The organism is Bradyrhizobium sp. 18BD, assembly GCF_054185225.1.
The window spans coordinates 1-468 of sequence record NZ_JAVAYL010000178.1 but is presented as its reverse complement, the minus strand read 5'-3'; the positions used below and the strand labels follow the sequence as shown (position 1 = coordinate 468).

Genomic DNA, 468 nt, shown 5'->3' with positions numbered 1-468 from the left:
TCCTTCTGAAGAAATTTCTGGAGATCAAAAAAAGCTAGTTAAGCTCGATTGCGCGACACCGAAAGCAATAAAATTTATAAAAGGTAAAGGGAACATTAGGGGTCTTTTAGCTGCTAAAGACCCAGATATAAAGGCATATTTTAAGAATCACAAAACATTTAAGACCAATTGATACGATGGCAAATACTCATGGACTATTTCAAGATTATAACAAAAAGATTCGATTATCAGAGCCCAAAAGAGATAAGCTTGTTTTGGTCAGAGACAATCGTCGTGCACGTATTACTAACGGCTACAATGTGTTTCGGTTAACGCTGCCGAATGCGCACAAAATTGAATTTCAGACACAAGGCTCGTTTATAATGGATACGTTAATAGCTCCAATACACGACGACTATGATTTAGATGATGGCGTTTATTTTATTGGTTCTTTATCGAAAGATCAACGTCCAGAACCAGCAGAATTTC

The 468-nt window shown here is 36.8% G+C and carries 1 protein-coding gene; it reads left to right on the top strand.

The window, feature by feature from the left end; translation table 11 throughout:
* Window positions 1-176 precede the first annotated feature (176 nt).
* On the top strand, window positions 177-468 hold a 292-nt coding region (locus tag RAD16_RS40955; RefSeq protein ID WP_458163684.1), incomplete at its 3' end, for a cyclic GMP-AMP synthase DncV-like nucleotidyltransferase.